This is a genomic window from Methyloceanibacter caenitepidi, from assembly GCF_000828475.1.
Lineage (GTDB): Bacteria > Pseudomonadota > Alphaproteobacteria > Rhizobiales > Methyloligellaceae > Methyloceanibacter > Methyloceanibacter caenitepidi.
Genome location: NZ_AP014648.1, coordinates 485,276 through 510,437, shown reverse-complemented (window position 1 = coordinate 510,437; position 25,162 = coordinate 485,276). Strand labels below are relative to the sequence as shown.

The 25,162-nt window shown below is 64.3% G+C and carries 18 protein-coding genes and 1 tRNA gene; 9 read left to right on the top strand and 10 right to left on the bottom strand.

From position 1 onward, the window contains the following. The first annotated feature begins 75 nt into the window (after positions 1 to 75). Positions 76 to 990 carry a polyphosphate kinase 2 gene (gene ppk2 / locus GL4_RS02350; RefSeq protein WP_045364124.1) on the top strand — a complete coding sequence of 305 codons (915 nt, stop codon included), beginning with the start codon at positions 76 to 78 and terminating at the stop codon, positions 988 to 990. A 6-nt stretch (positions 991 to 996) separates the two neighbouring features. Here ppk2 and GL4_RS02345 read toward each other — a convergent pair whose 3' ends face one another. Continuing rightward, complete coding sequence (locus GL4_RS02345; RefSeq protein WP_045364121.1) at positions 997 to 2,493, bottom strand: MFS transporter; 1,497 nt, start codon at positions 2,491 to 2,493, stop codon at positions 997 to 999. Positions 2,494 to 2,625: 132 nt separating this feature from the next. Continuing rightward, the gene (locus GL4_RS02340; RefSeq protein ID WP_045364118.1) at positions 2,626 to 3,351 is read right to left on the bottom strand and encodes a glutathione S-transferase family protein; all 726 of its coding nucleotides are present in this window, start codon (positions 3,349 to 3,351) and stop codon (positions 2,626 to 2,628) included. A gap of 101 nt (positions 3,352 to 3,452) precedes the next feature. Between GL4_RS02340 and GL4_RS02335 the strand changes: the two genes are divergently transcribed. Next, positions 3,453 to 3,902: a cupin domain-containing protein gene (locus tag GL4_RS02335; protein WP_045369274.1), complete on the top strand. Its 450-nt coding sequence runs from the start codon at positions 3,453 to 3,455 to the stop codon at positions 3,900 to 3,902. 63 nt (positions 3,903 to 3,965) lie between these two features. Here the strand turns inward: GL4_RS02335 and GL4_RS02330 are convergent, their stop codons facing one another. Continuing rightward, on the bottom strand, positions 3,966 to 7,205 hold the full coding sequence (locus GL4_RS02330) for an AMP-binding protein (protein WP_052464056.1): 3,240 nt from the start codon (positions 7,203 to 7,205) through the stop codon (positions 3,966 to 3,968). A 438-nt stretch (positions 7,206 to 7,643) separates the two neighbouring features. Here GL4_RS02330 and sthA point away from each other — a divergent pair, with 438 nt between their 5' ends. Together sthA and GL4_RS02320 are read left to right on the top strand one after the other, a co-directional pair. Continuing rightward, positions 7,644 to 9,035: a Si-specific NAD(P)(+) transhydrogenase gene (gene sthA, locus GL4_RS02325; RefSeq protein ID WP_045364115.1), complete on the top strand. Its 1,392-nt coding sequence runs from the start codon at positions 7,644 to 7,646 to the stop codon at positions 9,033 to 9,035. A 368-nt stretch (positions 9,036 to 9,403) separates the two neighbouring features. Next, entirely contained in the window at positions 9,404 to 10,663 is a 1,260-nt protein-coding gene (locus GL4_RS02320; RefSeq protein WP_045364113.1) for a DEAD/DEAH box helicase, read from the top strand. Positions 10,664 to 10,736: 73 nt separating this feature from the next. Here GL4_RS02320 and GL4_RS02315 read toward each other — a convergent pair. Continuing rightward, positions 10,737 to 10,826, bottom strand: a tRNA-Ser gene (locus tag GL4_RS02315). A 174-nt stretch (positions 10,827 to 11,000) separates the two neighbouring features. Between GL4_RS02315 and GL4_RS02310 the strand changes: the two genes are divergently transcribed. Together GL4_RS02310 and msrA are read left to right on the top strand one after the other, a co-directional pair. Further along, complete coding sequence (locus GL4_RS02310; protein ID WP_045364111.1) at positions 11,001 to 11,318, top strand: hypothetical protein; 318 nt, start codon at positions 11,001 to 11,003, stop codon at positions 11,316 to 11,318. An 80-nt stretch (positions 11,319 to 11,398) separates the two neighbouring features. Further along, positions 11,399 to 12,043, top strand: a complete 645-nt coding sequence (gene msrA / locus GL4_RS02305) for a peptide-methionine (S)-S-oxide reductase MsrA (RefSeq protein ID WP_045364109.1) — start codon at positions 11,399 to 11,401, stop codon at positions 12,041 to 12,043. A gap of 141 nt (positions 12,044 to 12,184) precedes the next feature. On the opposite strand, the gene trpS is transcribed toward msrA, so the two are convergent. From trpS to GL4_RS02275, 6 genes are all read right to left on the bottom strand, one after another. After that, positions 12,185 to 13,231 (bottom strand): tryptophan--tRNA ligase, encoded by a 1,047-nt coding sequence (gene trpS / locus GL4_RS02300; protein WP_045364106.1) that lies wholly within the window; start codon positions 13,229 to 13,231, stop codon positions 12,185 to 12,187. A 98-nt stretch (positions 13,232 to 13,329) separates the two neighbouring features. After that, the gene (locus GL4_RS02295; RefSeq protein WP_045364103.1) at positions 13,330 to 14,220 is read right to left on the bottom strand and encodes an HpcH/HpaI aldolase/citrate lyase family protein; all 891 of its coding nucleotides are present in this window, start codon (positions 14,218 to 14,220) and stop codon (positions 13,330 to 13,332) included. Positions 14,221 to 14,307: 87 nt separating this feature from the next. Continuing rightward, positions 14,308 to 15,867 carry a murein biosynthesis integral membrane protein MurJ gene (gene murJ / locus GL4_RS02290; protein ID WP_045364100.1) on the bottom strand — a complete coding sequence of 520 codons (1,560 nt, stop codon included), beginning with the start codon at positions 15,865 to 15,867 and terminating at the stop codon, positions 14,308 to 14,310. A 50-nt stretch (positions 15,868 to 15,917) separates the two neighbouring features. Continuing rightward, entirely contained in the window at positions 15,918 to 18,698 is a 2,781-nt protein-coding gene (locus GL4_RS02285; RefSeq protein WP_052464055.1) for a [protein-PII] uridylyltransferase, read from the bottom strand. A 25-nt stretch (positions 18,699 to 18,723) separates the two neighbouring features. Beyond that, complete coding sequence (gene mutS, locus GL4_RS02280; RefSeq protein WP_045369268.1) at positions 18,724 to 21,471, bottom strand: DNA mismatch repair protein MutS; 2,748 nt, start codon at positions 21,469 to 21,471, stop codon at positions 18,724 to 18,726. Next, complete coding sequence (locus GL4_RS02275; protein WP_045364096.1) at positions 21,468 to 22,379, bottom strand: DUF6869 domain-containing protein; 912 nt, start codon at positions 22,377 to 22,379, stop codon at positions 21,468 to 21,470. Before GL4_RS02275 ends, mutS begins: the two co-directional genes overlap by 4 nt. A gap of 146 nt (positions 22,380 to 22,525) precedes the next feature. Between GL4_RS02275 and rph the strand changes: the two genes are divergently transcribed. Genes rph through hemW form a run of 3 tightly spaced genes read left to right on the top strand, consistent with a single transcriptional unit; the run spans position 22,526 to position 25,053 of the window. Then, complete coding sequence (gene rph / locus GL4_RS02270; RefSeq protein ID WP_045369266.1) at positions 22,526 to 23,239, top strand: ribonuclease PH; 714 nt, start codon at positions 22,526 to 22,528, stop codon at positions 23,237 to 23,239. Between the two features lie 10 nt (positions 23,240 to 23,249). Continuing rightward, positions 23,250 to 23,885: an RdgB/HAM1 family non-canonical purine NTP pyrophosphatase gene (gene rdgB / locus GL4_RS02265; protein ID WP_156137664.1), complete on the top strand. Its 636-nt coding sequence runs from the start codon at positions 23,250 to 23,252 to the stop codon at positions 23,883 to 23,885. Continuing rightward, positions 23,854 to 25,053: a radical SAM family heme chaperone HemW gene (hemW, locus tag GL4_RS02260; protein ID WP_082025415.1), complete on the top strand. Its 1,200-nt coding sequence runs from the start codon at positions 23,854 to 23,856 to the stop codon at positions 25,051 to 25,053. The genes rdgB and hemW overlap by 32 nt, the downstream gene beginning before the upstream one ends. Positions 25,054 to 25,162 lie beyond the last annotated feature (109 nt).

Here is a 25,162-nt window from a genome sequence, read left to right as displayed (position 1 = left end):
CGCAGCCGGCAAGCTTTAGGCCCTGCAAGGTCCGCGTTGGCAGGACGTCAGAGCCAGGAACGAGAGGGAATAGCCATGGATGCGATCCTGAACGAGGAGAAGAAGTCGAAGAAGGACAAGAAGCCAAAGAAAAATGGCAAGCTGGCCAAACACTTGTCCGATGAAGAGCTCGCCGCCGCCGACCTCGCTGTCGGCGATGTCAAAGCGAAAACACGCAAAATCAAGAACGACGTCTACGAAAAGGAACTCGCCAAGCTCCAAGTGGAGCTGGTGAAGATGCAAGAGTGGATCAAGGCGGAGAAGCTCCGCGTGGTCGTGATCTTCGAGGGCCGCGACGCAGCCGGAAAAGGTGGCGTTATCAAGCGGATAACGGAAAGCCTCAATCCACGCCTCTGCCGCGTCGTCGCGCTCGGCACACCGACGGAACGCGAGAAATCCTCGTGGTACTTCCAGCGCTACGTGCCGCACCTGCCGGCGGCCGGCGAAATGGTCCTGTTCGACCGCAGCTGGTACAACCGCGCCGGCGTGGAGCGCGTCATGGGTTTCTGCTCCGACGCCGAGTACCAGGAGTTCTTGCGTAGTTGCCCGGAATTTGAGCGCATGCTGGTACGGTCTGGCATTATTCTCATCAAATACTGGTTCTCCGTCAGCGATGCGGAACAGGAGCGGCGCTTCCAAAAGCGCATGACCGACCGGACCCGGAGCTGGAAGCTCAGCCCAATGGACGTGGAATCGCGTTCGCGCTGGGTCGAGTACTCGCGCGCGAAGGACAACATGTTCGCGCACACCGATATCAAGCAAGCGCCCTGGTTCGTCGTGAAGGCCGACAACAAGAAGCTCGCGCGGCTGAACTGCATCACGCACCTGCTCAGCCAGATCGAGTATGGCGACCTGACGCCGACGCCGCCGTCGCTGCCGCCGCGTCCGAAGGCCGGCGACTATGTCCGGCCACCGCTCGAGGATCAGACCTTCATCCCGGACTATTTCTAGGCAGTCCTAACGAAGCTCGACACCGACGGTGTCGAGCGTCACGCCCTTGGTCTCAATGCGGAATAGCCAGGTGACCAGCGCACCGAGCAGCGAGGTTCCGACGAGAATGTAGAGGAGCGCCTGTGTGCCGATATCGGCGAGCAGGATCGGGAAGAGAAAGGCCGTGGTACAGGCACCGACTTTGGCGAAGGACGCGGCCAGCCCTGCGCCCTTCGCTCTAGCCTTGGTCGGGAAGACTTCGCCCGCGATCAGATAGGTCTGCGCATTCGGCCCGAGATTGGTCATGAAGTTGAACAGCATGAAGCCGGCGAAGATCAGGACCAGTTTCAACGGGTCGTCGTCCGAGAACAAGGCCGACTGTGCCGCGATGAAAAGACCGGCGGCGCACCCTATAAAGCCGAGAACCTGAAGCTTGATCCGTCCGACTTTGTCGGACAGCAGCACGGCAACGGCGATACCGATAAGAAGCAGGACGTCGACCATCGCCGCGCCCTTCGCCGCAAGAAGATCGTTGTGCACGATATCGGCGACGTTCTGCGCGTGCTCGCGCTTGTGTCCCAAGGAGGCGGCAAGAATGGTCGGCGTGAAGATGCCGATGCCGTAGGTGCCGAGGTCCTGCAGAAACCATGGCACCGACGCGAGCACGAGCGCCCGCCTGTTCTTCTTCTTGAACAAGGCGCGATATCCGGATTCCTTCCTGGCGGCCGCCTCCGCTTGCGCGGCCGGTAAGTTGAACTGGGGCGGATAGGGCGGATGGCGCTGAAGCAGCCGATTGAGCTCGTGCTCGGCCTTTTGGTCCTGTCCCATCTCCGCAAGCCAGTGGGGGCTCTCGGTGACGTAGAAGCGGCCGATCAAAACGAGCAGCGCCGGAATGAGCGCCGCGCCGTACATCCAGCGCCACGCGCCAACGTCCGGGTCGAGGCTCAACGCGAAATAGCCAACTGCCGTGCCCGCCAGAGCGCCTGCCGCTTGGAACCCGAACGCGCCGAGCACAAGTCTTCCGCGGATGCGCGAGGGCGTGCTCTCCGAGATCATCACATGAGCAGTCGGGTAGTCGCAGCCAAGCGCGAGACCGAGACCGAACAGGCAGACGATGAACCAGATGAAGCCGGGCGATACGACGATCAGCGCGAGAAACAGCGTGAAGAGGCCGATCTCGAAGATGAACATCGGCTTGCGGCCGAAATAGTCGGAGAGAGCGCCGAGCGCGCTCGCACCAATGAGAATGCCGAACAGCGTCGACGCCCCGACCATGCCGTGCTGGGCCGCTGTCAGGTCCCAGTCCTTGGCGAGCAGGGGAAGCGCGACCCCAGTCATGAAGACGACCAGGCCTTCGAAAAACTTGCCGGCAATGGACAGCCACCAGATCCGCCACTGCATGCCGCTCATCGGGCCGTCCGGGACGGATGTGCCGTCTGCCCAGAATGGCGTCTCGTCGATGTAGTCCTGGACGGTGCGCGTGTCGCCGTCCTTGACCTTCTCCGCAATAACGGTCTGATCCATGACTGCCCCCACAACTCGATCGCCAGCCGACCCTAGGGCAGCAACGTTCAGGTCTTGTGACGGCAGGCGTGCTGACAGGCGTGGTCCGCCGCGCGCCCGTGGATAATCAGGCCAACGGTACGGTCGCTAGGTCTATGCCGCCCACTCACGCATTTCGGGATAGTCCGGAAAGTAGCGTTCGGCCATACGACCGACATAGGCTTTGACATTGTCGTGACGCTCGGCGCCCGTCCGCAGCGGTGTCTCGAAGACCGGGCACAGTGCGTGGGTGAGAAAGGCGAATGCAGTAGCGTCCAGCCCGCCGGGCTCCTCGCCCATCATGTAGGTCTTTTCGCCAAGGAACGCCGCGGCTGCATCAAGCGAGCGCGTCCCTAGCTCGACAATTTCCGCGTCGGAGTGACGGCCGATGCCCTGCCCCATGACCTGTGCCTTCATCTGGCGCCGCGCAACGCGAGGCACGATGAGGCGCATGGGCATCGGCAGACGTTGAAAAAATACGCGGGGCCCGCGATTGAAATTCTCGTCGTCCACCCATCGTGCATGCAGGAAGGCCCAGTAGACGTGATCTTCGAACATCCGCTCGAAGGCCCACGCGATCGCGCGCTGTTCGGCATCCAAGCCACGATCGAAATCGATCCCGTACTTCTGCTCAATGTGACGCCGGATGAACGTGGAATCGGCGACGACCGCGCCATCGTCGTCGATATAGGGAAGTTTGCCCTTGGGGGCCTTGCTGAACCCGGTCGTATCGGTGCCGTAGACGAGGCCGGCCAACTTGAGCAGCATTTCGGCCTTCATGACGAAGGGACTCATGTCGGGCAGGCCAAAGGCCGGACCGAATGTGTACAGGGTGATCATAGGGCTTCTCCATCCGCCAAACCGAACGTCGCTAACGCCGGTCTTCACGTTTGCGCGCGGCTCCCGACTCAATTACGTCGACTCACATGCCAAAAATCGACATGCCCAACTGGACTGAAAGCCCTGGCGGCATCAATGCAATTTCCGGTGAGGACCATGGATCTTACGGTGAGATCGTGCTCGGCGACACGGTGGGTCTCAGTCAGTTTGGGGTGCGGATGGAGCGGCTGCCGCCCGGTTCGCGCTCGTCCGTCCGGCATTGGCACGAGAACGAGGACGAATTCGTCTACGTGATCTCAGGTCAACTCGTTCTCGTTGAAGACGCCGAGACCGTGCTCAACGCAGGCGATGCAGCAGCTTGGCGCGCCGGGGTCCCGACTGCGCACTGCCTCGAGAATCGCTCCGGCGACGCCGCTACGATCCTCATCGTCGGCACGAGAGCCACGGAAGAAACAGTGCACTACCCGGACCATGGCGCTGTACTGCACCGAACCGCGGCCGGCATCCGGCTGACGACACCGGAGGGTGCGCCCTTCGAACGGAAGCGCTAGGGCGCCCAACGCCTTGGCGCGAAGCCCTCTAGGCGCGGGGGCCCAAATTCTAGCGGCGCGCCGCTAAAGCAGGTTCCGGACCTTCAGAAAGCGCAAGATACCATCGACGACCACGTCGAGCGGCGGGTCGGCATGGGTAGCCGCGGCCCGGTCGCGGGCGAGTTGGTAGTTGCTGCTCTCGTAACGCTTGAACTCCATCCGCGAGATGTTGTCGACGGACCCCACGAGAAAATCGAGCAGCGGATAGAGCGGGTCGGCCCGCGTGCAGCGGCGGATGACCTGAGGCACGAAACTCTTCAGGTCGTACATATCGAAACACGTACCGAGGCGCTGCGCGATGATGTCGGTGATCATCGGCATGGTCTCGTGGTGGTCGCGCACCACATGGAAAGTCTGACCCAGCGTCTCCTCTTGGCGCGCGATGGCGATCATATTGTCGGCGGAGATGTCGGCCGGCATGAAGCTCACCTGATTGCCCGCGGTGACGCCGAGGCCGTGCTTGACGATGAAGCTCAGCAGGCGCAACGCGATGTCGAGGTTGCCGCCGTTGCCGTTGAGCGCCGGCGTCACCAGCGATGGCCGGAAGACGCGCGCCTTGAGGCCCTGCCGCATGGCGGCGAAGACCTTCTGCTCGGCAGCCCATTTTGTCTGGCTGTAGCCGAAGTCGAGACGGTCCATGGCGTCGTTATTGTCGCTCTCGTAGAGGAAATCCTTGACGGCCCAGCCGAAGATGAAGGTGGTCGAGAGGTAGTTGAGCACCTTGTCGCGGCCGGTAAAGCAGAGGTCCAGAACCTCGGACGTGCCGACAACGTTCGCGGCCCGCATGTGATCGTAAGTGAGCAGGTAATTCACCAGCGCGCCGTTGTGATAGACCGTATCGACGCCGTCAGCCAGGCGAGACCAGGCCGCCTCGTCGAGACCGAGACGCGGCGCCTCCAGATCTCCGAGGACCACGTGAACCCGTTTCTCGTAGGCCTTGCGACTGTCCGGGCCGGTGATGTTTTCGAGGAAGGCCTTGTCCAGACGCGCGCGAGCCTGCTCGAGGCTGCGCCCCCGCACCAACACGTGCAGGTCCTCGTCCGATTGCTTGAGGAGCGCGTCGATCAGGAACGGGCCGAGAAAGCCGGTCCCGCCCGTGAGCAGCGTTCCGATTTTTTGGCCGGGTGGGTTGGCGGCGCGGCGGTCGACCGCATGATAGCTGCGATCCGCGAGCATCTTCTCCTTCTCGGCGGCGACGCGCGCCTCATAGGCATGCGCGAAGAACTCGGCCATGGCCCGGGTGGCGGCGGCGGGCGCCGTCACGAACTGACGAACAAGGGCAAACAGATCACGAATGGAGATCGACGACAGAAGGCGCGGATTAACCCGCTCGGCCAGCTCCGGCGCATTGCGATCGACGAGCGAGTCCTTGATCCAATTCAGGAACACGACGAGATCGAGCGAGTCGATCCCTGCGTCGAACAGCGTGTAGTCCTCTTCGCCGGTGATGCCGTAGCGGTCCTTCAACAGCTCTAGCTCATAGACATCTGACTTCCCGTCCGTCCGCGCGGCCGCCAGAGCGTGGCGCGTGTCGAGAAGGAGCGGCATCTGTCCGGTTTCCAAGAACTCGCGCGTGCGGGCGCGGCGCACCTTGCCCGAACTCGTGCGGGCGACCGAGCGCGGCGGCACAAATACGACGCGCGCCACGGGAACCTGGAGCCCCTCGCGGATCACGCGGACGATCTCGACTTCGTCCGGCATCTCGTTGCCCCGCGCGATCTCGGCCACCAGCGTAATGTCCGTCTCCGTCCCGTCGCCGCTTGAGAACGCCACGACGCCGTTGCGGCGCAGTTGGGGATAAACTTGCAGCGCCAACGCTTCGATATCCTCTGGGTAAATATTCTGCCCACGGATGATAATCATGTCCTTAAGGCGGCCGCAGACGAAGAGTTCTCCGTCCTGCATGAAGCCGATATCGCCGGTGCGCAGAAACGGCGTGTCAACACCGGCGGCGCCGACCAACCGAGCATCGAAGATGTCGCGGTTGTCTTCCGGCTTCTGCCAATAGCCCATCGCGCGTCCGGCGCCGGCGCACCAGATCTCGCCGGTCCGACCATCCGGCACCTCAATGCCGGTGTCGGGATCGACGATCCGAATATCCGTGTCGCCGAGCGCACGCCCGCAGCTCATGAGGGGCAGCGCATGACTCACGCCCGTCGTTTCGGTGACGACCGACGCCTGACCTTGGGCCAGACGGCGCCGATCCACGGAGATGGCGCGGCGCCCGCGGCTCGACACCGCGAGCGTGAACTCCGCAAGGCCATAAGCGGTGAAGAAGCCTTCGTCCTTGAGACCGCAGCGCGCGAATTTCCGCCGGAATGCCTCGAACGTTTCGGGCGAGACGGGCTCGGCCGCGACCATCAGCATGCGCAGCGAAGAAAGATCGTAGCGATCGAGATCGGCGGGTGGGACATGGCGCTCGTTGAGGCAGAGCTCCAGCGCGAAGTTCGGAACGGAGGTCGCTGTCGCCTTGTGGCGTGTCAGCAGTTCCAGCCAAATGGACGGGTTCTGCATGAAGGAACGCGGCGACATTCCCCATGTGGTGCCACCCGAGAGCACCGCGTAGATGTAGTAGCCGATCAGCCCCATGTCGTGGTGCTGTGGCAGCCAGGTCACCGCGATCTGGTTGTCGTAGTCGACCACGGCACGGCAGTTCGCGATCAGGTTTTGGTGCGAAACGCAGACGCCCTTGGGATTGCTCGTCGAACCGGACGTGTATTGAAGAAAGGCGATCGGGTGTGGCTTCTCCGGCGCCGCGGCATTCGGATCAGTCTCGATCGCCGTCGTCTCGACCACGGGCAGCGCATCGAGACTGTCCGCCCCCGCGCGCGACATCGGATCGGTATAGCGTTGGCGCCCATCGGCAAAAAACTCGAGCGTGCGCCCGCAGGCGAGCCACAGACTTGCGCCGCTGTCCGCAACGATGTGGTCGATCCGCCCGACCCAGGCAACGAAATCGAAGGCGCTCAGCGGCGGCGTCGGTATGGGAATCAGCCCGACTTTCGAACAGGCGAACAACGCCGCCACCAGTTCGAGCCCCGGCTGGTAGGTCAGGACAACACGGTCGCCCGGCCGCAAGCCGTCCGTTTCGGCAAGCCGCGCCGCGAGCGTCTCTACGCGCGCCGCGAACCCCACATAGTCATAGTCCTCGAGCGTCTCGCCCCGGGAATTGACGAAGGCGAACAACCGGCGTGCGGGCTGCCGCTCGACCCAATCTCGCAGGATGGAATTGATATTGACGGACGGGGCGATGTTGATGTTCACGGTCGTTGCTGTTCGTGCGCCGGAAGATCGGGAACACACCCCTGTCGGTTAGCAGCGCCGCACCCCATGCACGGTGCATCTCGAAGCATAGCCTCGCTGGCTGCAGCTCGGGTCCCGATCACTTAAAGCCCCACAAGAGATGCGCGGCACGAAGGCATACGGGATCGTCGCACAGCCCTAGCCGTGCCGAAATCACCCAAGGAAAATCGTTTCCCGAACGCCGATTTTGAGAAGCGCCCCCCGGCCGACCCGACCCTGGGCAAATAGGCGACGAGTGCCGTTTTTGCAAGCAAAACCGGCCCGTCCACGGCCCCTGCGCGTATGCTCTGCGCAAGAAGCTAGAGGCTTCTGCGGTTTCTCGTGTGCCCGTCACTTGTACGAAACTTGCATGTGCCAGCACTGGCTTTTTCGCCTAGCGGGACAAGAAACGGGGGGAACATGGACAAGGTGGATATGTTGGTGATCGGCAGCGGGCCCGCAGGGCGGCGGGCGGCTGTCCAGTCGGCGAAGTTCGGGAAGTCGGTCCTGGTCGTCGATCGGGGACGGCGGCTCGGCGGCGTTTCCGTCCACACCGGCACGATCCCGTCGAAGACGTTGCGCGAGACCGTCCTGAACCTGAGTGGCTGGCGTGAGCGCGGGTTCTACGGGCGCTCCTACCGGGTGAAGCAGGACATCAGCGCCGTCGACCTCACCGAGCGCCTCTACAAGACACTCGATCACGAAGTCGAGGTGCTCGAGCACCAGTTCATGCGCAACATGGTCGACTTCGCCCTCGCATCGGCTCGCTTCATCGGCCCCAATGAGGTCGAGCTGACCACGGAGTCCGAAGAGACCTGGCGCGTGGGCTTCGACAAGGCCGTGATAGCGGTTGGCACTCGTCCCTTCCGCCCCGGACACGTTCCGTTCGACGGCAAGCGGATCTACGACAGCGACGATATCCTGGAGATCGAGCACCTGCCCCGCTCGCTCACTGTGATCGGCGGCGGCGTGATCGGCGTCGAATACGCGACGATCTTTTCGGCGCTCGATGTTCCCGTCACGCTCATCGAAGGACGCGACACCATTCTCGACTTTCTCGACAAGGAGATTGTCGAGGACTTCATCCACCAGATGCGCGACCGCGGCATGATCGTCCGCCTCGGCGCCGCGGTGAAGGACATCACTCAGTCCGATCATCGCGTTTCGATTGCGCTGAACGACGGGCGCAAGGTGTCGTCGGAATTCGTGCTGTTCGCTGCCGGCCGCTCCGGCAACGTGGAGAGCCTGAACCTCGAGGCGATCGGGCTCGAGCCTGACAAGCGCGGCAGGCTGAAGGTCGATCCGGAGACGTTTCAGAGCGCCGTCCCCAACATCTATGCGGCCGGCGACGTGATCGGCTTCCCGAGCCTTGCCTCCACGTCCATGGAACAAGGGCGTCTCGCCGCTTGTCATGCTTTCGGCATGCCTGCCCCGCCGCCGCCCGAAGCGTTTCCCTACGGCATTTATGCGGTGCCCGAAATCTCCACCGTGGGGCAATCGGAGGAAGAGGTGCGGGCCAACGGCACACCCTACGAATGCGGCGTGGCGCGGTTCCGCGAGACATCGCGCGGCCACATCATGGGCGTCGACAACGGGTTCCTGAAGCTGATCTTCGCGCTGGACACACGCAGGCTCCTCGGCGCGCACATCATCGGCGAGGGCGCGACCGAGCTGATCCACATCGGCCAGGCGGTGATCAACCTCAAAGGTACGGTCGATTTCTTCGTCGAGAACACGTTCAACTACCCGACCCTTGCCGAGGCCTACAAGGTGGCCGGGCTCGATGCGTGGAATCGCATGAGCCAGATTTAGGCGCTATTGATCGGCGGGAAGCGCGGCAAACAAACCTGCCTAGGCGGGCGCTTTCATCCGCCTAGGCTCGTGCGGCAATACCGCACCGCGCCAGTAAGTGCTTGACATTCCGGGCCCCGTGCCTCACGTCAGGGGCACCGCTGCGCTGCCGCGTGAATCAGCCGCGCCCGAAATTTTAGGGCACAGCAGCACGGATTCCTCTTTCCAGTTCCCCATCACGCAGGGTTCTTCATGCAAAGCCGCGCTTGGGCACGAGGCCCGATAGCGCCGAGGTTTTTGCAACACCCTCGTATGTCGCGCTCCCGCGCGGCCATGCAACACGTCCGCGCGGCCGTTGGGCTTTGAGCGCGGCAATAAAAGGATTCGATTTGTTAGACTTCGATACGCTCGGCCTCGCGCCGGCTTTGAACGAGGCGCTTTCCCGCGCCGGATTTTCCACTCCCACCCCTATTCAAGACCAGGCGATCCCGCTGGCCCTCGAAGGCCACGACATTCTCGGCCTTGCCCAGACGGGCACCGGCAAGACTCTCGCTTTCGGCCTGCCGCTGATCGAGCATCTGCTCGCGGCGCCCGGACGGCCCGCACCGAAAACCGCCAAGGCGCTCATCCTCGCGCCGACGCGCGAGCTGGTGAACCAGATCGCCGACAGTTTGCGCGTCCTCACGGCGAAAACGAAACTGCACGTAGCGACCGTGGTTGGCGGCGCGTCGCTCTACAACCAGATCAAGATGCTCGGCCGCGGCACCGATATCCTCGTGGCGACGCCCGGGCGTCTCATCGACCTGATGGACCGCAGGGCGGTCGATCTTAGCACCGTGCGTCACCTCGTCCTGGATGAGGCCGATCAGATGCTCGACATGGGCTTTATCCATGCGCTGCGGAAGATCGCGCCCCGGCTGGGCACGCCGCGCCAGACCATGCTGTTCTCGGCCACGATGCCGAAGCAGATGGAAGAACTCGCCCACACGTACCTCAACGATCCGAAGCGTGTGCAAGTCGCGCCGCCCGGCAAGGTCGCCGACAAGATCACCCAGTCGGTGCACTTCCTCGAGAAGTCGGAGAAGCCCGCGAAACTGCGCGACATTCTTTCAAGCGATCTCGATGCCACGACGCTCGTCTTTGCACGCACCAAGCACGGCGCCGAGAAGCTCTCGAAAAGCCTGATCGCCGACGGCTACAACGCCGCCTCAATCCACGGCAACAAGACGCAAGGCCAACGGGACCGCGCCATCAAGGCGTTCCGCGAGGGCCGCGTGACGGTGCTCGTGGCGACCGACGTCGCCTCGCGCGGCATCGACATCAAGGGCGTGGTCTATGTCATCAACTATGATCTGCCCGAGGTGCCCGACAGCTACGTGCACCGCATCGGGCGGACAGCCCGTGCGGGCCGCGAAGGCGAAGCCATCGCTCTCTGCGCTCCGGACGAAGCGGGCCTGCTGCGTCAGATCCAGCGGCTGATGAAGTTCGACATTCCGGTCGCGAGCGGCACGCCGCCGACGGGCGGCCGCGAGGGCAAGCCGGTGCGCCGGCCGAACCAGCACAAGCGAGGCGGTCAGAAGCAGGCGTCCGGCGCCTCAAGGCCGGAGCGCAGCAAGCGCCGCAGGCCGCCCCGGCGCCGCGCGGCGTAGGCCTTCGGTACCCTTGGGCTATAGCGTCGCGCGCAAGGGCCAATCAGACTGTACAGATTGCCGAGAGGCAGCATGGCGGAGAGAGAGGGATTCGAACCCTCGAGACGGTTACCCGCCTACACGCGTTCCAGGCGTGCGCCTTCGACCACTCGGCCATCTCTCCTAAAGGGCGCTGAAAGCGAAGCGCCGCACTATAGCGATCCGTGTTTCGCGTTCAAGCGAGCGAATGGGCCTTTCGGCACTCATTTCGAAGGCGCCTGACCTGCCATTTGAACCGGAAAGGCGGATCGCGTATCAAAGCGGAAATGCGTTAACGCTACCGGAGCGATTGCGGCCCATGCGCTTTGTTCTACGAACCCTCGGTATCTGGCTGCTGTTGCTGGCCATGGTCGCGGCCGTCGTCGACGCCACCAAGAGCCTGGCGGGCGGCGGAGCCTGGGCCGTGACGCCGCTCGGCGAGCAATGGCGCCAACTGTTCCCGGAGATGCTGGACGGGTTCAGGCAGTGGGTGATCAACACCGTGGGCGACTGGCTTTGGGACCCGATCCTGCTGTCGATCCTCGCCGCGCCGACCTGGGTCGTGTTCGGGATCCTCGGCGTGTTCCTTTATTGGCTTGGTCAGAAACGCAAAGAGGTGGAGGTCTTCATCAACTAGCGCTAGCGCGCTTGTGATGGACGCGGACGCTGAAATCGGTTCGGGGGAACCCCATGTTTGAGCTCATACGGAGAACCCTCATGCTCAAATCCCTCACCATACCCAGCGCCGCGGAGGCCATGACCGGCCGCGATCATGCGATCCCGACGGCGCAGACCCATTTCGTCAACGGCGCGCCCCTCAAGGGCCCCTACCCGCAAGGCGCGCAAATGGCGCTGTTCGGCCTCGGCTGTTTCTGGGGCGCGGAGCGGAAATTCTGGCAGCTGCCCGGCGTGGCTGTAACGGCCGTGGGCTATGCGGGCGGGCCGACGCCGAACCCCACCTATGACGAAGTGTGCACCGGACGGACCGGGCACACCGAGGCGGTGCTCGTCGTGTTCGATCCCAACGAGATCAGCTACGACGATCTCCTGAGGGTGTTCTGGGAGAGCCACGACCCGACCCAAGGCATGCGCCAGGGCAACGACGTGGGCACCCAGTACCGCTCGGCGATCTATACGTTCTCGGACGAGCAGGCCGCGGCCGCGCAAAGATCGAAGGCGGCCTACGAGGCGGCGCTCAAGGCGCAAGGCATGGGCGCCATCACGACCGAGATCGCGCCTGCCCCGACCTTCTATTTCGCGGAAGCCTATCACCAGCAATACCTCGCCAAGAACCCGGCGGGGTATTGCGGACTTGGCGGCACGGGCGTCGCCTGCCCCATCGGGACCGGCGTCGAAGCCTAACGCGATGCCGTCATCCTGAGGCGCCCGGCGTGTGCTTCGAGGCGCGCGTCGCGCGCACCTCAGCATGACGCGCCGGGCCTCGAAGGATGAGGATCGGTGGCCCGCTTTCGCAGGCATGACAGCATCAGCTCCGGATGAAGCCTAGCTTCTAATGAAGCCGATGATGTCCTTGGTTTTGGCCAGGATGGGATCGGCCACGCTGTGCGCGCGGGCCGCGCCGTCGGCCAAGATGCGGTCGATCTCGACCGGGTCCGACAGCAGCCGGCGCATCTCATCCCCGATGGGCGTGAGCTTCTCCGTGGCCAGTTCCACCAGCGCGCCCTTGAAGGCCGAGAACTCGCCCCCGCCGTAGTCCGCGAGCACGGCGTCCTTGCCCGTCCCGGCCAGCGCCGCGTAGATGCCGACGAGATTGTCGGCCTCGGGACGTTCCTTCAAGCCGTCCACTTCGGACGGCAGGGGCTCCGGATCGGTCTTCGCCTTCCTGATCTTCTTGGCGATCGTGTCCTCGTCGTCGGTCATGTTGATCCGGCTGAGATCGGACGGATCGGACTTCGACATCTTCTTGGTGCCGTCGCGGAAGCTCATGACGCGTGTGGCCGCGCCCGCGATCACGGGTTCGGGCAGCGGGAAGAAACCGCCCGGATAGCCGACGCGCGCAATCGTCTCTGCGAAATCGTTGTTGAACTTCTGGGCGATGTCGCGGGCGAGCTCGATATGCTGCTTCTGATCCTCGCCCACCGGTACGTGCGTGGCGTGATAGAGCAGCACGTCGGCCGCCATGAGGTTCGGATAGATGTAGAGACCGGCGGACGCCTTCTCGCGGTCCTTGCCCGCCTTCTCCTTGAACTGGGTCATGCGGTTGAGCCAGCCGATGCGGGCGACGCAGTTGAGGATCCAGGCGAGCTCCGCATGGCCCGACACCTGGCTCTGATTGAAGATCGTGCTTTGCGTCGGGTCGATGCCGGCCGCGATATAGGCGGCCGTGACCTCGCGCGTGTTGTGGGTCAGCTCGTCCGGGTCCTGGAACACGGTGATGGCGTGCAGGTCCACCACGCAGTACAGGCACTCATGGTCCGCCTGCATCTCCACGAAGCGTTTGATCGCCCCGAGATAGTTGCCGAGATGCAGATTGCCCGTCGGCTGAACCCCGGAGAAGATCCGGGTCTTATGTGTCGGAGTGTCTTGCATATCCTCGCCCTAAGCCACGCGGCGTTATGGCGTGGGGCAGGCGCGCACGCAAGGCTGCTCTGCTCACGAGGCCGGTCTGTCCGTACAAACCGATCCGGCTAGCCGAGCGAGGCTTCCAGCTCTCTGATCTGGTCGGCGATCTCCACGACGCGCTGGGCCATGCTGAAGTGCAACCGCTCCACCATGTGGCCTTCGACCACGATGACGCCCTTCTTCTCGTTCTCCGGCCGGCCGAACGCGTCGATAACCTTGCGGGACCATTCGACTTCCTCCTCGCTCGGCGAGAAGATCTCGTTGCAGGGGGCCACCTGCGTCGGGTGGATCAGCGTCTTGCCGTCCATGCCGAGAATACGGCCCTTCTCACACTCGTCGCGGAAGCCCTCGACGTCGCGAAAGTCGTTGTAGACGCCGTCGATGATGTCGAGCCGGTAGGCGCGCGCGGCGGCGAGCGTCATGGCAAGCCATGGCACCACGGCGAAACGATCGTGCAGCGCGCGGGCCCGGCTCTCCTTGATGAGGTCGTTGGTGCCCATGACGAGGCAATCGAGCCGGTTGTCGTCGTAGACCGCTCTTGCTGCAATGGTGCGGGCGTTGAGGATGGCCATGGGCGTCTCCATCATGGCCCAGAGCCGCACCTTCTTCGGTGCATGCACGCTTTGCAACAGCTTGGCGGCGGAGATGATGTCGCCGGAGTGGATGACCTTCGGGATCAGGATAGCGTCGGGTGCAGCCTTGCAGGCGGCCATGATGTCCGCCGCGCCCCAGGGGGTCTCGAGCGCGTTCACCCGGATTACGACCTCACGGCCGCCATAGCCGCCGGCGGCCGCGGCCGCGCAGACCTGCTCCCGGGCCATGACCTTGTCGTCCGGGGCGACGGCGTCTTCCAGGTCGAAGATCAGCGCGTCGGCCGGGATCGTTTTGGCCTTTTCCAGGGCCCGGGCGTTGGAGCCGGGCATATAGAGCACGCTGCGGCGCGGACGACCTGCCATTCAAGTTCCCCCATGTCTGTCGAACGCCGATATTGCACTGCAACATCGTCGCGGCGCAACCGGGGAGAACTGGTTCCTTGGTCTAATTCAGCGCCCTAGGAGGTCCTTGACGAAGGTCCGGGGCTTCACGGCGCCCGTGAGCGTGCCAATGGCGAAATAGAGTGCGAGCCCGAAGGCGATGAGCGCAGCCAGGGCAACGATCTGCAGAAGGAGCCCGTAGCCCGGATCGAAATAGGGCTGGAGCGCGGAGGCCGCCCACCACAGGCCAAGCCCCATGGCCGTACTGGCAAGGACGATGCCGAGAAAAGCCGAGCGAAAGCGCGCATCCAGGATAAACTCGCCCCGTTTCCTCAAGGCCCCGGCGAGCAAGACCACGTTGATCCAGCCCGACAGGCTCGTGGCGAGGGCGATGCCTGAGGGTCCGATCGCGTAGAACAGCACGACGGAGAGCACGGCCCCCAGCGTCATCGCGATGCCCGAATAGATCATCGGCGTCTTGGTGTTCTCGCGGGCAAAGAAGCTGGGCTGCAGGGCTTTCACGATCACATAGGCCGGCAGCCCCAGCGATAGCATTGCCAGCATCCCCGCCGACGCTTGGGCATCGATCGCGGTGAAGGCGCCGCGCTCGAATAGCACGCGGATGATGGGCTCGGCGCATATGAACATGGCAACAGCCGCCGGCACGGTCAGCAAGAGCGAGAACTCCAGCGCCCTGTTCTCGCTGTCCACAACGGCGTCATGATCGCCCGACCGGAGCTTGTGGCTGAGATCCGGGAGCAGCACGACGCCGACCGCGACCCCGATAAGACCGAGCGGCAGTTGGAAAATGCGATCCGCGTAATACAGCCACGACACGACACGGCCTTCGAGGCTGGCCACGATGGTTGCAATCACAATCGAGATCTGCGCCATGCCGCCGGCAATAATGCCGGGGATCGCGAGGTGCACGAGCCGCTTCATGTCGTCGGACCATTGCGGGCGCTCGAGCTTCAGCCGCAGCCCCGTGCGGACGGCGGCGAAGACGACGATGGCGACCTGCAACAGGCCCGAAATAGCCACGCCCCAGGCAAGCGCGACGCCCGCGACCTCATCTTGACCATTTCCCGTCGCGATGAGGCCGAGCAGCACGGAGATCAGGACGAAGTTCAAGATGCTCGGCGCGAAAGCGGCGGCGGCGAACTTGCCGAGCGTGTTGAGCAAACCCGTGTAGAGGGCGACCCAGGACATGAAGAGGAGGTACGGCATCGCGATCCGCACCAGCAGAACGGTCAAGCTGAACTTGTCCGGATCCTCCGCGAAGCCGGGTGCCAGAAGCATGACAAGCCAAGGTGCAGCGATCTCCGCCAAGAGCACGACCAAGACCAAAACGGCCGTCAGCCCTGCCAGCGCCTTGGCGGCGTAGTCCTTGGCGGCCTTTTCCCCGGCCTCATGGAGCTTCTTCGTGTAGAGCGGAATGAAGGCCGCGTTGAAGGCGCCCTCGGCGAAGATGCGGCGGAACATGTTCGGCACACGCAGCGCCACGAAAAACGCATCTGAAATGGCCGAGGCGCCGAGCACGGCGGCGATCAGAATGTCCCGCACGAAGCCGAGCAGGCGGCTGATGACGGTCATGCCGCCGACGGTTGCGAACCCGCGATAGAGCGTCATGGATGCTGCGCCATCTGCACGCGGGACTTAATGGTAAGCGGGGCCAGGGGTCACAATACCTCCAGCTCCGGCTCTTGGGTTTCCACAAGCACGCGGGTCAGGCGCTCGCGGATGAGGGACTCGCGGCTCGAACTCCCGATCTTCTTGCCGGTCAGGTCCGTCACGTAGAACACGTCGACGGCCTTCTCGCCGAACGTTGCGATATGCGCCGACGCGATATCGAGATTGAGGTTCGATATTTCGCGCGTGATTTCGTAGAGCAGGCCGGGCCGGTCGAGCCCGTTGATCTCGATCACTGTCAGGGCATCCGACAGCGTGTTGTCGATGATCACTTGGGGCTCGACGGAGAAGGCGGACAGGCGCGAGGTGCCGAGCACCTTCGCCTTGATGACATCCACCACGTCGGTTTCGCCCATGAGCATGCGCTCGATCGAGCCCGCGATCTTTCGGGCGCGCCGCTCTTCATCCTCGGCGTGATCGAACTCGCGCTGAAGATGGATGGTGTCGAGGGCCATGCCGTCGCGCGTCGTCGAGATTTGCGCGTCGGCGATATTGGCGCCAGCGCCCGTACAGGCCCCGGCCACCATCGCGAGCAGCCAGGGATGGTTCGGTGCAAGCAGCGTCAGCTGCGTGACCCCGCGGAACGCATCCGTGGCGATATGCGTGGCAATCACGCTGTTCTGCTGCTCCGCCGAGCGCATGAGTTCGGCGTGCTCCGCAATGACGTCGAGATCGGTCCGAAGCCAATAGGCCGGATAGTGTCGGTCGATGAAGCGGTCCAACTCCTCTTGGGGCCAATCGGCGAGCTTCTCGCGCAAAGCGGCTTGGGTACGCTGCAGCCGCTGCGACCGCGTGAGTGCCGTGTGGCCGCCGCTGAGGATCGGCTCGACCTCGTAATAGAGTGTCCGGAGAAGTTGCCCTTTCCAGCCCGTCCAGGTCCCGGGCCCGACGGCGCAGATATCGCACACCGTTAGGATCAGGAGCAGTTTGAGCCGCTCGCGGCTCTGCACGATCTCTACGAAATCGCTGATCGTCTTCGGGTCGTTGAGGTCGCGGCTCTGGGCGAACAGACTCATGGTGAGGTGCTGCTCGATGAGCCAGGAGACCGTCTCGGTTTCGGACCGCGTGAGCCCCAAGCGCGGGCACAGTTCGCGCGCGATGCGAGCGCCTGCGATGGAATGGTCCTCGTCGCGCCCCTTGGCCACGTCGTGGAGCAGCGCGGCGACGTAGAGTGCGCGGCGATTGTCGATCGTCTTGATGATCTCGCTCGCCAGAGGGTGCTCGGCGGCCAGCTTGCCGCGCTCGATGGCATCGAGATAGCCGATCGTCCGGACGAGGTGCTCGTTGACCGTGAAGTGATGGTACATGTTGAACTGCATCATCGACACGACCCGCCCCCACTCCGGCAGAAAGCGCCCGAGCACGCCGGCCTCGGTCATCTTGCGCAAGGCGACTTCCGGGTCGCGCGCCGATGTCAGCAACTTCATGAACAGCTTGTTGGCCGTCGGGTCCTGGCGCAGGTCTTCGTCGATATAGCGGAAGTTCGCGCGGATCTGGCGCAGCACCTCGGGCGACAGCGCGGCCTGGCTCTCATCCGCCACCACGAAGAGCCGGATGAAGTTCACCGGGTCGGTTTTGAACGCATCCTTCGCGACGGCGGAGATCCGGCCGTTGTCGATCCGGAAGTCCGAGGTGCGGCGCAGCTTGGCGCGGCGGCGCCAATCGAAAGGCGCCAGAAGCGCGTCGAGCGAAGGCACCGACTTCAGCTGTTTCAGCTCGAGCGCGGTGCACACGATGCGCGTCAGCTGGCCCACCTCCAGCGCTATCATGAAGTAGTGCTTCATGAAGCGCTCGACACCGCTGAGCCCTGCGTGGTCGCGATAACCGAGCCGTTCGGCCATGGCGCGCTGCAGATCGAAACTCAGCCGGTCCTCTTCCCGGTCCGTCAGAAAATGCAAGTGACAGCGGACCGTCCACAGAAAGAACTCGCAGCGGCGAAAGCTGGCATACTCGGCGTGTGTAAAAACGCCGGCCTCGACGAACTCCTCCTCGGCCTGGTCGGGATAGATGTGCTTGGCGAGCCAGTGGAGCGTGTGGAGGTCGCGCAGTCCGCCCGTACCCTCCTTGATGTTCGGTTCGACGAGATAGCGAGATGCGCCCGAGCGTGAATGACGCGCATGCTGCTCGGCCAGCTTCGCCTCGACGAACGCGCGCGCATCCACATCCAGCACTTCGCGGCGATAGCGGTGCAGGAACTCGGCAAAGAGTTTCTCGTCGCCGAGGATCAATCGCGCGTCGAGCAGCGCCGTGCGGATCGTCATATCGGCCATACTGAGCCGCACGCATTGGCTGATCGTGCGCGCGGCGTGTCCTACCGTGAAGCCGAGATCCCAAAGGAGATACAGGATGTACTCCGCAACGCTCTCGCCCCAGGCAGTCTGCTTGTAAGGTAGCAGGAAAAGCAAATCGATGTCGGAGCCCGGCGCGAGCAGGCCACGCCCGTACCCGCCTTGGGCGACCACGGCCATGCGTTCGGACATGGAAGGATTTTCGGCCCGGTAGACGTGGCGCGTGGTGAAGTCGTAGGCGAGGCGGATCAGTTCATCCTGGAAGGCGGACAGACCGGCGGCGCAAGCGCGGCCGTCCCCGTCGTCGTCCAGCTGAGCCTTTGCCAGAGAACGGGCCTCTTCCACGCGTGGTTTCAGGAATTCGACCAGCGCCGCGCGCATCTGCGTGTCTTGGCCAGCATGCGTGCGCGCTACATCGTCGGCTTGTTCGCGCAACAGGTCGAAATCGAGATAGGGAGCTCTTTTGATAACGGCTTGATCCATAGAGGCAGACTTTAGCACAACCGCACTAGCCATCGTCTTCTAACAGCGCCCGCAAGCGATAGAGCGCCTCAATGGCCTCTTTCGGCGTCATGGCGTCCGGATGGAACTCCCGCAGCGCCTCCTCCAGCCTGGACGGCGTCGACTCCGCCGCTTGCGCGGCGGCCGCCTGAAACAGCGGCAGGTCGCCGGCTAGATCGGTGGGTTTCGGACGTCCGTCGGCCTTTTCCAGCTCGGCGAGAACCGCGCCTGCGCGCTTGAGCACCGGCGCCGGCAGTCCCGCGAGCTTGGCCACGTGGATACCATAGGACCGGTCGGCGGCGCCCATCTTCACGCGATAAAGGAAAACGATCTCCTCGCGCCATTCCTTGACCTCGACGGTTGCGTTGGCGGCATGGGGAAGCCGGTCGGCGAGCGCCGTCAGTTCGTGGTAGTGGGTCGCGAACAGCACGCGCGACCGATTGACCTCGTGGAGATATTCGAGCGCGGCCCAGGCAATCGACAACCCATCGAACGTCGCCGTGCCGCGTCCGATCTCGTCGAGTACCACGAAGGACCGTGGCGTCGCCTGATTGAGAATTGCGGCGGTCTCGACCATCTCGACCATGAACGTGGAGCGGCCGCGCGCAAGATCGTCGGCGGCGCCGACACGGCTGAAGAGCCTGTCGACAAGGCCGATATGCGCCGACTTCGCCGGTACGAACGCACCGGCTTGCGCCAACACCACGATCAGCGCGTTCTGGCGCAGAAACGTCGACTTGCCGCCCATGTTGGGCCCGGTGACCACGAGCGCACTAGGGGCCCCATTGCGGTCCCCATCGCCGCCGCACAGCCGGCAATCGTTGCCGATGAAGTCGCCGGCCTGTTCGCGCCGCAAGGTCTGCTCCACCATCGGGTGGCGGCCTTCTTCGATTGCGAACACCGCGCTGTCGTCGACGCGCGGGCGCACATAGCGTAGCTCGACCGCGAGTTCCGCGAGCCCCGCATAATGATCGAGTTCGGCGAGCGCGGCGCTGGCGGCCGACAGTTGCCGTTCCGCGGCGAGCACTTCGCTCGTGAGCCTGGCGAATATCTCGAGCTCCAGCGCCAGCGCCCGATCTGCGGCGGAGGTGATCTTCGACTCGAGATCGGACAGTTCGGTCGTCGAGAACCGGACAGCGTTCGCCATGGTCTGGCGGTGAATGAAGGTTTCTGCATGCGGCGGCGCCGTGAGCGTCGGCGCATGGAGCGCGGTGACTTCGACGAAATAGCCAAGCACGTTGTTGTGCCGGACCTTGAGCGATTTGATACCGGTGACCTCTGCATATGTCGCCTGCAAACCGGCGATGACTTTGCGGCTACCGTCCCGCAAGGCGCGCAATTCGTCGAGGCTCACGTCGTATCCGGCTTGCACGAAGCCTCCGTCCCGCGCGTTGACCGGCAGTTCCTCGACAAGGGCTGCGGACAACGACGTCGCCACGTCCGCTGGCGCTTGCGCCAAACGTTCGGCGATCCCCATCAACTCTCGTGGCAAACCCAGAGTATCGCCCGCGCTGATGAGCCGGGCCGCGAGCGCGTGGGCCGCCCCGATCGCGGCACCCACGGCCCCGAGATCGCGCGGCGTGCCGCGGCCGAAAGCGAGGCGTGCAAGCGAACGGGCGAGATCCGGGGCCGCTTTCAAGGCATCCCGCAGGTCCTGACGCAGGGGCGGCTCGTCGGCGAGATAGCCCACGGCGTCGAGCCGGGCGCTGACCAGGGCGACGTCCGTGAGGGGACTCGAAAGACGGCTTGCGAGTTCGCGCGCGCCGGCCGCAGTGACGGTGCGATCGACCGCCGCCAATAGGCTGCCCGCCCGCGTCCCCTGGTTCGAACGAACGAGTTCCAAATTGGCCCGCGTCGCCGCATCGATCAGCATCAGCCTGTCGGCCGATTCCCGGCGCGGCGGACGCAAGAGCGGCATGCGCCCGACCTGGGTAAGCTCCACATAGGTGAGCAGCCCCGCAAGGGCCGCGAGCTCCGCCCGCGAGAAATCGCCGAAGGCGTCGAGCGCGGCCACGCCGAGACGCTCCTTCAGGGCGCGCTCGCCGCGGGCCGAGTCGAAATGGGCGCGCGGACACGGCGTGAGCGCGGCCCCGGCCTCGCCGATGCGCGCACGGATTTCGGCGTCGCTCGCCAGGTCCTCACCGATAAGCACCTCGCCCGGCCGGATGCGCGCCAGCTCGCCCGGTATATCCGCGAGCTTGCAGGTCGCCGCGATCAGCTCGCCCGTAGAGATATCGATCGAGGCCAGCGCCAAGCGCGGCTCGGCGCCCTCGCTTTGCGGTTCGCGGAACAGGGCCGTGAGGAAGTTGTGAGCGCGCGCATCGAGCAGCGACTCCTCGGTGAGCGTCCCGGGCGTCACGAGCCGCACCACGTCGCGGCGGACAACGGCCTTCGCACCCCGCTTCTTGGCTTCGGCCGGATCCTCGGTCTGCTCGCACACGGCAACGCGGTGGCCTAGAGCGATGAGCTTCTGCAGATAGTCGTCGGCGGCATGGACGGGAACGCCGCACATGGGAATGTCCTCGCCGAGATGCTTGCCGCGCTTCGTGAGCGCGATCCCAAGCGCGCGCGAGGCGACCGACGCGTCTTCGAAGAACATCTCGTAGAAATCGCCCATGCGGTAAAAGAGGAGGCTGTCGGCGTTGGCGGCCTTGATTTCCAGGTATTGCGCCATCATCGGCGTGACGCCGTCCGGCGCGCGGAAAGGCTCTTTCGCCGCGCCGAGGCTGTTGCCTGTCTGCGTGTCCGTCTTCATGGCCGTCTCTGACCGCATGCCCATTTGAGCCGCGCCACCACTTGCGGGCTCAAGCCATCGAACCACACGCCGCACAACAAATCCTGGAACTGCGGATCGTCCGCGGCATCAGCCACCACCGCATCGACCACCGGGCCGTCGTCATAGGGTATCAGGTCCTCCAGCATACCGGCGGACAGGATGCCAAGCAGGTTCGGGTTGTCTTCGATATCGAGAATGGCTTTCACCAGGGCCAAGGCTTTCAACGGCTCGCTTCCGGTCAGGGTGTGCTGGTAATCGTAGAGGTCGTACCACTGATGGTCGCGCTCGATCTCAATATCGGAGCGCGACATGATCTCTACCCATTTTGCAGCGAGTTCGGGAACGGACAGGGCCTCGAAGTCGACCGGCTCGGACTTGGGATACGCCGCCTCTTCCCAGGCTCGGTAGGCGGGCTCATCGCAGATCGCCAGGAGACGCCGCGCCAAATCCGTATCGTCCACCTTGCCGTTCCCTATGGATGCCGCCTGGCGGCCCATCAGCCACCGCAGACGCGGCTGCCGCAGCGCAAGCTCTTGCAGGAGAGGCGTCGCCACCGGGGCGCGGAAGACAAGAAGCTGACCGAGCGGCTTACCCTTGGCGATCAGATTGAGCACCTCGTCGTCCGGCTCGTGTTGCAGCGCCGCCTCGATGAAGGCAACTCCCCGTTCGGGGTCGTCGTGGGACAGGCGATCGAAATGGGTGACGAACGCGTAGACCCCCGGCGTTCGATCCCGGAACTTCGTCGTGCAGACCTCGCGCCAGGCACGAACCCAGTCGGTCATGGGCATCGCCTCGATCCGCGCAGCGACCTCGTAATGGGCGGGCATGGGATCGAGCGCGGCACCCGAGGCATCGCAGAACCCCAAAACTTCGTCGCACCAGGCCATCAAAGCGTCCTAGCTTTTCACCGTCGGGCGCACAAGGGCACGCCCTGCGACAGTTGGGGAGGACAGCGGGGGAAAGGGCTTCCCGCGCCTCGCCGCGTCCTCTAGGGTGCGCGGCCCCACCGTTATTTGAGAGGAGAGCCGCCATCATTCGCCCGTCCAAACGCGCGCCCAACGCACTGCGCCCCGTCAGCCTCGAGCGCGCGGCCTCGCGCCATGCCGAAGGCTCGTGCCTTGTCCGCTTCGGCGAGACCCATGTCCTGTGCACCGCTTCGGTCGCCGAATCGGTTCCCCCATGGCTGAAGGGCTCCGGGCGGGGCTGGGTCACGGCCGAATACGGCATGCTGCCGCGCTCGACCCACGACCGCACGCGCCGCGAAGCGGCCGCCGGCAAGCAGTCCGGACGGACCCAAGAGATTCAGCGGCTGATCGGACGCTCCTTGCGGGCGGTGACCAATCTGGCGGGCATGGCGGAGAAGCAGATCGTCATCGACTGCGATGTCCTGCAGGCCGACGGCGGCACGCGCACCGCCTCGATCACGGGGGCCTGGGTCGCGCTCCACGATGCGCTCGCCTGGATGGAGGCGCGCAGCATGATCAAGGGCGGCGTGCTGCGTGACCACGTGGCGGCCGTCTCCTGCGGGCTCTATGGCGGCGAACCCGTGCTCGATCTCGACTACGCCGAGGACTCCGAGGCCGATGCGGACGCCAACTTCGTCATCACCGGCAAAGGCGGGATTGTCGAGGTGCAAGGAACGGCCGAAACCGAACCGTTCAGCCAAGAGCAGTTCGATCAACTCATGCTGCTTGCGCGCGCCGGCATCGCCGATCTCGTCGAGCTCCAAAAGATGACCATTGCCTAAGGAGGCGCGTGTGCTCGGTCCCGGCGTTCTTCATCCCGGCTCGAAAATCGTTGTCGCCAGCCACAACGAAGGCAAGGTGCGCGAACTCGGCGAGTTGTTCGAACCGCTCGGCATTACTTGCGTCTCGGCGGGCAGTCTCGATCTGCCGGAACCGGAGGAGACGGGCGACACGTTCGAGGCCAATGCGCTGCTCAAGGCCCATGCGTCGGCTCGCGGCTCGGGTATGATGGCGCTCGCGGATGATTCCGGGCTAGAAGTTGATGCGCTCAGTGGCGATCCCGGCATCCATTCGGCGCGATGGGGCGGCCCGGACAAGGACTTCGCCCTCGCCATGCGGAAGGTGCACGAGGCGCTGGAAGCCACGGGAGGGGCGTTCACGCATGCCAACTTCACCTGCGCCCTGGCGCTTGCGGCTCCCAATGGCGAGGAAGCCGTTTTTACGGGCAAGGTCTTTGGGCACATCCAATGGCCGCCGCGCGGGGAGCACGGCTTCGGCTATGATCCCATCTTCGTGCCCGAGGGCTACAAAGAGACATTCGGCGAGATGGACCCGGCCCTGAAGAACGACCTGTCTCACCGCATGCGCGCCTTCGAGCAGCTGATCGAGGCGACCTATGCTGAAGCCGACGACGAAACCGCAAGCTGACGCCGCACGCGGCGAGAACGCCTCCCGCGGCGAGCCGTTCGGCGTCTATGTGCATTGGCCGTTCTGCGCGGCCAAGTGCCCCTATTGCGACTTCAACTCCCACGTGCGCCATGGCGGTATCGACCAGGACCGTTTCCTCGCCGCTTATGTCCAGGAACTCGCTTATTTCGCGGAAGCCGCACCGGGACGTACGGTGACCAGCGTTTTCTTCGGCGGGGGCACGCCCTCGCTCATGGCGCCGCGCGTGACGAGCGCCATCCTGGATGCCATCGCCAAACACTGGACGCTGGACGAGGACGCGGAGATCACCCTCGAAGCCAATCCGACCAGCGTGGAGGCGGAGAACTTCCGGGGCTACGCGGCCGCGGGCGTCAACCGGCTGTCGCTGGGCGTTCAAGCACTGGACGACGACAGTCTAAAAGCCTTGGGCCGCATGCATACGGCCGAGGAGGCGCTCGCCGCATTCGCGCTGGCGCGGGAATGTTTCGACCGGATTTCCTTCGACCTGATCTATGCGCGCGAAGGGCAGTCTCTCGACGCCTGGCGGGACGAACTCACGCGCGCCTTGTCCTTCGCCGCCGATCATCTCTCGCTCTATCAGCTGACCATCGAGGAGGGGACGCCGTTCGCGGCGCTGCATGAGAGGTGTCGTTTGCGGGTGCCCGAAGGCGAGACGGCGCGGGCGATGTATCTGGCGACCCAAGAGCTGTGCGAGGCTGCCGGGCTCCCCGCCTACGAGATATCCAACCACGCGGCGCCGGGCGCCGAGTCTCGCCACAACCTCGTCTATTGGCGCGGCCACGATTATGCGGGGATCGGCGCGGGCGCGCATGCCCGGGTCACGTTAGACGGCACGAAGCGTGCGCTCTCGACTTTGAGGCTTCCCGAAGACTGGCTGGCGCAAGTCGAAGCACGCGGGCACGGTCTCCTAAGTGACGAGCCGCTCTCTTCGCGCGAAACGGCGGAAGAATATCTGCTGATGGCCTTGCGGCTCGCCGAGGGCATGGATCTGTCCCGCTTTCAGAGTTTCGCCGGCGAACCGCTCAAGGAGACGCGCATCGACGCGCTTGCCGCCGAAGGACTGCTTGCCCGGAACAAGACGCGGCTTGTGGCGACACCCGCAGGACGGCTCGTGCTGGAACGGCTGATCCTGGAACTCGCCGCCTGAAGCCCGCGTGCGGAGCCACGCGAATCCGCTTAGATTTCCAATTCCGGAACGAGACTTTCAGAAAGAGTGGAGCCGGTGCAAGACCAGGCCACGACAGAAGCCAATGCCA

Bases quoted from the DNA above. Each gene is read 5' to 3' on its own strand.
- GL4_RS02335 (WP_045369274.1), top strand. From the start codon at position 3,453: ATGCCCAACTGGACTGAAAGCCCTGGCGGCATCAATGCAATTTCCGGT.
- GL4_RS02295 (WP_045364103.1), bottom strand. From the start codon at position 14,220: ATGGCAGGTCGTCCGCGCCGCAGCGTGCTCTATATGCCCGGCTCCAAC.
- GL4_RS02285 (WP_052464055.1), bottom strand. From the start codon at position 18,698: ATGGATCAAGCCGTTATCAAAAGAGCTCCCTATCTCGATTTCGACCTG.
- murJ (WP_045364100.1), bottom strand. From the start codon at position 15,867: ATGACGCTCTATCGCGGGTTCGCAACCGTCGGCGGCATGACCGTCATC.
- trpS (WP_045364106.1), bottom strand. From the start codon at position 13,231: ATGCAAGACACTCCGACACATAAGACCCGGATCTTCTCCGGGGTTCAG.
- hemW (WP_082025415.1), top strand. From the start codon at position 23,854: ATGCTGAAGCCGACGACGAAACCGCAAGCTGACGCCGCACGCGGCGAG.
- GL4_RS02340 (WP_045364118.1), bottom strand. From the start codon at position 3,351: ATGATCACCCTGTACACATTCGGTCCGGCCTTTGGCCTGCCCGACATG.
- ppk2 (WP_045364124.1), top strand. From the start codon at position 76: ATGGATGCGATCCTGAACGAGGAGAAGAAGTCGAAGAAGGACAAGAAG.
- GL4_RS02345 (WP_045364121.1), bottom strand. From the start codon at position 2,493: ATGGATCAGACCGTTATTGCGGAGAAGGTCAAGGACGGCGACACGCGC.
- msrA (WP_045364109.1), top strand. From the start codon at position 11,399: ATGCTCAAATCCCTCACCATACCCAGCGCCGCGGAGGCCATGACCGGC.
- GL4_RS02275 (WP_045364096.1), bottom strand. From the start codon at position 22,379: ATGGCCTGGTGCGACGAAGTTTTGGGGTTCTGCGATGCCTCGGGTGCC.
- sthA (WP_045364115.1), top strand. From the start codon at position 7,644: ATGGACAAGGTGGATATGTTGGTGATCGGCAGCGGGCCCGCAGGGCGG.
- GL4_RS02310 (WP_045364111.1), top strand. From the start codon at position 11,001: ATGCGCTTTGTTCTACGAACCCTCGGTATCTGGCTGCTGTTGCTGGCC.
- mutS (WP_045369268.1), bottom strand. From the start codon at position 21,471: ATGAAGACGGACACGCAGACAGGCAACAGCCTCGGCGCGGCGAAAGAG.